This is a genomic window from Psychrobacter communis (genome assembly GCF_014836505.1).
GTDB lineage: Bacteria > Pseudomonadota > Gammaproteobacteria > Pseudomonadales > Moraxellaceae > Psychrobacter > Psychrobacter faecalis.
Map to the genome: position 1 here is coordinate 78613 of NZ_JACSQR010000009.1, position 7085 is coordinate 85697.

Below are 7085 nucleotides of genomic sequence, written 5' to 3' on the forward strand. Positions count from 1 at the left end.
ACATTCATCAGAGCGAAAAATTAGTAGGTTTTTATCCTAAAATGCAATCTTACAATATATACTATGCCAGAAATATATACGTACCACCGCTAGAAAACACCATGATTGTCCGGCAAACCACCCCAAACGCCCTCAAGATACTTTTTACCCTGCACGGCTCTGTCATTCCAAGGATTTATCCGCAAATTTTGCTGATCGCGCTTCTTAACACACTTATAACAGTTATTCAGCACTGGCTTCCTGACTCTTTTCCTTATTATGGCATGGCTCCTTTTACCTTGCTAGGAATCGCGTTGTCACTATTTCTTGGTTTTCGTAAAAATGCCAGTTATCAACGCTGGTGGGAAGCTCGAGGGCTTTGGGGTCAGTTGGTATATGATGCGCGTAGCTTAACCCGTCAAGTGCTTTCTTTTGTAGATACTGATACCGAAAATGGGCGCGAGAATGGGCGAACGATGGTTTACCTGACCATTGCTTTTGCGCATGCTGTGCGCCATCGCCTGCGCGGCTCGTCACCTTGGCATGATGTCGAGCCTTTTTTCGCATCGAAACACCATAATAGTATGCGCCTCATGGGTAAGCAGCTCGGCGACATTCGACGTCAGGGACTGGTTTCAGAGCAAGTCATACAGAACATGGACGAGCGCCTGACATCTATGACCATTGTATTGGCGGCCTGCGAGCGCATTCATAATACACCGCTGCCCTTTGCTTATATGCTGCTGGTCCATCGCTCGACCTATCTGTATTGCGTCATGTTGCCTTTTGGCTTGGTGGCCTCGCTCGGTTGGGTGACCCCACTGACTTGTGCCGTGATCGCTTATACCTTTTTTGGTTTGGATGCTCTCAGTTAAGAGCTAGAAGAGCCTTTCGGCTTAGCCGCCAACAAACCACCCCTGACTGCATTGTCGCGTACTATCGAGATCAATCTGCGAGAAGCACTAGAAGAGGCAGATATTCCGCCTAAGATCACTCCCATCAATGGTTATTTACCATAGCTTCTTAGCTGAACGCCTATAAAGCATAAAGTAATCAATGCTAAATGAGACAGTATCCCATGAAAGCATTGCCTTAATTCATAAGATATTTTTTAATATCTTACCGTCGAGTAGCTAAATAATATAGGCAATAGTAGAGCTTTTATGAATAAAAAATACATTTGAAAATAGTGATTTCTCTCGCCATTATCGTGGTACTTGAACAGCTTAATAAAAGGTAAAGTCCTGTCTATTTAAGCTTATAAGAAAACCTTTATTCATGGTTATTTGAGCATCACTTGCTAATGATGGCTGAGTTCGCCTATCATAGAGCTGATTTGTTAAGCTATTTTTAAACGCTGCCTATAAACACTGTTTAAATATGGACTACTTAAAAAAACAGCAGCTCAAAACCATTTAAATTTTATATTTATTATTAAAAAATAAACCTTGTCGGGGTGCTTTGATTTTTGATGATTTAATTACCATCAAAATCATGGCTGAGAGAGTCCCGCGAACCTGATGCAGTTAGCACTGACGTAGGAAACAAGCGTGTCGATATACAAGTCACAATTACTTTATGTTTTGCCAATCTATTTAACCTAGACTGGCAAATTTATTGTGCCTTATTATCTCTTTTTTTCTGCCATTTTCTTACTGCACTTTATAACAGTAAGTGAAAACTATGGATTACCAAACACTACGCAATAACTGTCCGACTTGGGATGCTTATATTGGACATGATTTTGTCAATCAACTGGCAGCAGGAACGCTCGCCCCTGACAGCTTTCGCCATTACCTTGTGCAAGACTATTTATACTTAATTCACTATACCCGCGTGATGGCGCTGAGCGTATATAAGAGCGACACGCTGGCACAAATGCGCGTCGGTCAAGCCGGTATCAACGCCATGCTTGATTTAGAAATTGGCATGTATTTAGACTTTTGTCAGCAGTGGGGAATCGCGCTTGAGGAAGTTGAAAACGCTCCTGAATCGCCAGCCACCATTGCCTACAGCCGTTATATCTTAGATGCAGCAATGTCAGGCTCGCTAGCTGAACTGTATGCTGCAATTGCACCTTGCTTGATGGGCTATGGAGAGATCGGCAAACGTATCAAAGATGAGGGTTTTATCGCGGGTAACCCTTATCAGCCATGGATTGATGTATTTTCAAGCGATGACTTTCAAGCGATTACCGCGCAAAACGAAGCACAGATTAATATGCTGTTAGCCGATGCCAGCCATGCTCAAGCAAACAAGTTCCAACGGCTATTTAACACTGCCGCACGTATGGAAGTTAATTTTTGGCAGCAGGCGTTAGATTTGTCTTAATTTATACTCAATCTGGCTTGGTTCTAAAAAAGCCCTCTACAATCAAAAATAATGATCAATAATAATGATCAACAAGGAGAAACATCATGGCAGCATTCGATGAACACGCAAGCGCGTATGACAGCTGGTTTTTTGACAACCAAAATTTACTGACCAGCGAGCTAAAGCTGGTCGCTCACTTCTTAGATAAAGATAGCGAGATATTGTCTGTCGGCTGTGGTAGCGGACTGTTTGAGTCTCTACTGGCAAAAGACTATGACATTCATATCAAACATGGTATCGAGCCGTCAAAAGACATGGCTGAAGTTGCTGAAAAGCGCGGCTTACAAGTAGATATCAGCCCAGCCGAAACCTGCGAGATTGAGCCCAATAAGTTTGACATCATCATGTTTAACGGCAGCGTCAGCTATATCAGCGATTTAGATATCTGTATCAAAAAAGCCTTTGACGCTCTAAAAACGGGCGGCAAACTTATTCTGATTGATGTACCAAAAGAAAGTGGCTTTGCCAGCTTATATAACCTTGCCAGCGCGGTAGATACGTGGGAGCATCCACTACTTGCGCACATCTCGCCTGCTGATCCTTATCCTATCGAGCTGGTGAAGTCAGCTAACTGGCGTACCTCTGATGAAAAAATCGCCTTAATGCAAGCCAATGGTTTTGTTGATTTTGAATATGCGCAGACTTTATTGACCCATCCTATGTATGCCAACGACAAAGTCCAAGAGGTCATCGAAGGCTATGATCGCGGCGACTACGTGGCAATTTGTGGTTATAAAAAATAACGGTTTTAATGTGCGTTATCGCTGGCTGACACTTGAATAATACGCCGAACGCCCTTATAAATGGTGCATAAAGCGCTTATCATATCTCAATAAAAAATAAGGACCACATCATGACTGATGATCCAAAAGACACTGGCAACACAAGCACTGGCAGTTCAAATACCAAAAACCAAGACAACAATGCTAGTCAAACCTCTAAAAGAGAAGTTAAAGTGACAGAATTGGTCGCCAATGACGGTATCTTAAAAGGCAAAAAAACCGATGTGCAAAACCCTGAGCTGTGGGAGTTCCCAATGAACTATCCAATGAGCATCATCGGTCATGAAGGTGAGCACGAAAGCTTGCTTAATGAAGTGAAGCTTATCTTGGGTAGCCAATTCCCTGAGTTTGATTTGGCCTCTATGGAAGTCAAACCATCAAAAACAGGACGCTTCCATTCGGTACGTGCCAATTTATACTTAACCACCGTTGAGCAAGTGAACACGCTTTATGCGGCGCTTGATAATGCAAAAACCGTACGTATGGTGGTTTAACGGTAGTTTTGCTAATTTTATAAAATCTAGCCCGTTTTTCATCCGAATCGTCACTCATATGGGTGGCGATTTTTTATTGTCTGCGGTACAATCTCCACCCGAAATATAACTGCTATTTAGACAATTGGCCTTTATAAATTTAGCCAACAATAAAAAGTAAATCCGCGCCATTTTTTACAAAACTTTTATTATTTTTCTTATCGGCGTCTAACCCTTATCCCATCGTCCTTTGCCAAAATTTGGACACGCTTTACCCTCGCATCAACATAGTTTGCCCTTAAAATCAATATAGCATTTTCAAAATTTTCCCGCTATATTGTGTCCACCTACTAACAAATACGCTATATGTAGTGCTCAGTGATTTGAACCGTCACTATGAGCCGCGGCATCGTTTTGCCTAAAAAAACATCTGCCATGACAGGATATCTTGTCTTAAAACAGATAGCGTCTGAAAGATAGCGTGACAAAGCATGTCTGCCAGATTTAACCGCGCAGCAGCCTATAAAGCAACATTATAAATAACTACCTAGCAATCAACTTACGAGGTCAGCATGACACATATCGATAATATCAAAGTAACCAAACGTGATGGACGTTTAGAGCCCATTGATTTAGACAAGATTCATAAGGTTATCGAGTGGGCAGCTCATGATTTAGATAATGTGTCGGTATCGCAAGTTGAGCTAAAGTCGCATATTCAGTTTTATGACGGTATCAGAACGCGTGATATTCACGAAACCATCATCAAGTCAGCCGCCGATCTTATCTCTGAAAGCACACCTGACTATCAGTATTTAGCCGCGCGCTTGGCAATCTTCCATTTACGTAAAATTGCTTATAATAAATTCACCCCGCCGCATCTGTATGACCATGTCAAAACGTTGACCGATGCTGGTAAATACGACGAACATATCTTAGCCGACTATAGCCGCGCAGAATTTGATGAATTAGAAGCATACCTCGACCACTGGCGCGATATGAATTTGGCTTATGCTGCCGTTGAGCAAATGGCGGGCAAATACCTCGTGCAAGACCGCGTGACCAAGACCGTTTACGAGAGTCCTCAATTCTTATATATGCTCGTTGGCATGTGTTTGTTTGCCAATTATGACAAGGGCGAGCGCTTAAGCTATGTCAAACGCTTTTATGATGCGACCTCACAATTTAAAATCTCGTTACCAACGCCCATCATGTCAGGTGTACGTACGCCGTCGCGCCAGTTTAGCTCGTGCGTCCTAATCGAATGTGGTGATAGCCTAGACTCTATCAACGCCACCACCAGTGCCATCGTCCGTTATGTGTCGCAGCGCGCTGGTATCGGCATCAACGCTGGTCGTATCCGCGCCCTTGGTAGCCCTATCCGTGGCGGTGAAGCGCAGCATACTGGCTGTATTCCATTCTACAAACTGTTCCAAACGGCTGTGAAATGCTGCTCACAAGGTGGGGTGCGTGGCGGTGCGGCGACGTTATTTTATCCATTATGGCATTTAGAAGTTGAGTCATTATTGGTACTGAAAAACAACCGCGGCGTCGAGGACAACCGTGTCCGTCATATGGATTACGGCGTCCAGTTAAATAAAACCATGTATACCCGTTTGATTAAAGGTCAAGATATCTCGCTGTTTTCACCGTCTGATGTCCCAGGCTTGTATGATGCATTTTTTGAAGATCAAGACACCTTTGAAGAACTATATACCAAGTATGAAAACGACCCTAATATCCGTAGCCGTCAAATTCCAGCAACAGAATTGTTTAGTCTGATGATGCAAGAGCGCGCCAGCACTGGTCGTATCTATATCCAAAACGTCGACCATTGCAACACTCATAGCCCATTTGATGCCACAGTTGCACCGATTCGCCAGTCAAATCTATGTATGGAAATCGCGCTACCGACCAAGCCACTTGATAATATCAATGACGAAACTGGCGAGATTGCTCTTTGTACGCTATCAGCAGTCAACTTAGGCAAAGTTGAAAACGTCAGCGATATCGAAGAGCCAGCCGAGCTTATCGTCCGCGCGCTTGATGCCCTACTCGACTATCAAGACTATCCAGTCAAAGCCGCTGAAAATGGCAGTATGCGTCGCCGTACCTTGGGCGTTGGCGTAATTAACTATGCGTATTACTTAGCGAAGAATGGCGTACGCTATTCAGACGGCAGCGCGCTTGGTCTGACCCATCAAACCTTTGAAGCGTTGCAATTTTATCTCTTGAAAGCGTCGAACAAATTGGCAAAAGAGCAAGGCGCGTGCCCTGCGTTTAATGAGACCACCTACTCGCAAGGTATCTTGCCGATTGATACCTATAAAAAAGACTTGGATCAAATCTGCCAAGAGCCGCTACATCTCGATTGGGAAACGCTACGAGGTGAAATCACCACTCACGGTCTGCGCAACTCTACCCTAACCGCCTTGATGCCGTCTGAAACTTCTAGCCAGATTGCCAACGCCACCAACGGTATCGAACCACCGCGCGGTCTGGTGTCTATCAAAGCGTCAAAAGATGGCATCCTAAAGCAAGTCGTGCCTGAGATTGCTACCCTAAAAGATCAGTACGAGCTACTATGGCAAATGCCGAACAATGACGGTTACATAAAGCTGGTCGCTATCATGCAAAAATTCGTCGATCAAAGTATCTCTGCCAATACCAACTACGATCCGGTTCGTTATGAAGGTGGCCGTGTACCGATGAAGATATTGCTAAAAGATCTGCTAAACGCGTATAAGCTTGGTGTGAAGACCTTGTATTACCATAACACTCGTGATGGTGCGAACGATGCCCAAGCGGATATGGAAGATGATTGTGCTGGCGGTGCCTGTAAGATTTAGGAATTTCTTAATAGAGTTTATTAAATGACTATAAGTTTATAGCGTAGCCTCTTTTTTGAACTTTTGTCTTTTTAAGTTGCGCTATAAGCTTATATAACTCTTTTATATTTATAAAATAATTTTTAACAGAGGTAAGCATGCTGTATAAATATAGAAGTGAGGAATTTAGATCGTTAAAAGATAAAATCAATATTTACCTCGATTACTATGCTACTACTAGTGAATGTACGGATAAGCAGCAGGAAATCATAAACATTTTTAACTTTGTTTTAAATGAAAGCAATATTGGAAAAATTCATTCTTTAGATGATCAGGATTTGAAGTTTAATAAATGGGGAACTGTTAATGAAGCGATTAACAATCATTTATTATCCTATCAAAATAGTGTTTTATATAGATTCCATAACGATATGAACTCTAATTCATTTACTTTTAATGAGATAGTAAATAGTCTTTATTTAGTATTATATGCAGATATGTATGAATTTTCTTTGATCACCAAAGATGAAAATCTGAGGAATTTTTTTGTTGAATATACTGAAAAACTGGTATTTATAGTCAATCCAAAATAAAATTGATACAACCCATATCATGAAACAGTTTAGGTAAATTATTCTCCATCCACCCTT

The 7085-nt window shown here is 42.3% G+C and carries 6 protein-coding genes; all 6 read left to right on the forward strand.

Annotation, left to right across the window (positions count from 1 at the left end):
• Positions 1-101 precede the first annotated feature (101 nt).
• Positions 102-854, forward strand: coding sequence for a bestrophin family protein (locus H9653_RS05185; RefSeq protein ID WP_225211619.1), 753 nt, complete (start codon positions 102-104; stop codon positions 852-854).
• A gap of 808 nt (positions 855-1662) precedes the next feature.
• Positions 1663-2310: a thiaminase II gene (tenA, locus tag H9653_RS05190; RefSeq protein WP_191690956.1), complete on the forward strand. Its 648-nt coding sequence runs from the start codon at positions 1663-1665 to the stop codon at positions 2308-2310.
• An 86-nt stretch (positions 2311-2396) separates the two neighbouring features.
• Positions 2397-3095, forward strand: a complete 699-nt coding sequence (locus tag H9653_RS05195) for a class I SAM-dependent DNA methyltransferase (RefSeq protein ID WP_191690957.1) — start codon at positions 2397-2399, stop codon at positions 3093-3095.
• 221 nt (positions 3096-3316) lie between these two features.
• Positions 3317-3628, forward strand: a complete 312-nt coding sequence (locus H9653_RS05200) for a YbeD family protein (RefSeq protein ID WP_342343299.1) — start codon at positions 3317-3319, stop codon at positions 3626-3628.
• Between the two features lie 551 nt (positions 3629-4179).
• Complete coding sequence (nrdA, locus tag H9653_RS05205; protein ID WP_191690962.1) at positions 4180-6456, forward strand: class 1a ribonucleoside-diphosphate reductase subunit alpha; 2277 nt, start codon at positions 4180-4182, stop codon at positions 6454-6456.
• Between the two features lie 137 nt (positions 6457-6593).
• A complete protein-coding gene (locus H9653_RS05210; protein WP_191690964.1) occupies positions 6594-7028 on the forward strand; it encodes a hypothetical protein in 435 nt (144 codons plus the stop codon).
• The last annotated feature ends 57 nt before the right edge of the window (positions 7029-7085 follow it).

Coding starts and splice junctions, on each gene's coding strand:
- H9653_RS05185 (WP_225211619.1), top strand. CDS start 102: ATGATTGTCCGGCAAACCACCCCAAACGCCCTCAAGATACTTTTTACC.
- tenA (WP_191690956.1), top strand. CDS start 1,663: ATGGATTACCAAACACTACGCAATAACTGTCCGACTTGGGATGCTTAT.
- H9653_RS05195 (WP_191690957.1), top strand. CDS start 2,397: ATGGCAGCATTCGATGAACACGCAAGCGCGTATGACAGCTGGTTTTTT.
- nrdA (WP_191690962.1), top strand. CDS start 4,180: ATGACACATATCGATAATATCAAAGTAACCAAACGTGATGGACGTTTA.
- H9653_RS05210 (WP_191690964.1), top strand. CDS start 6,594: ATGCTGTATAAATATAGAAGTGAGGAATTTAGATCGTTAAAAGATAAA.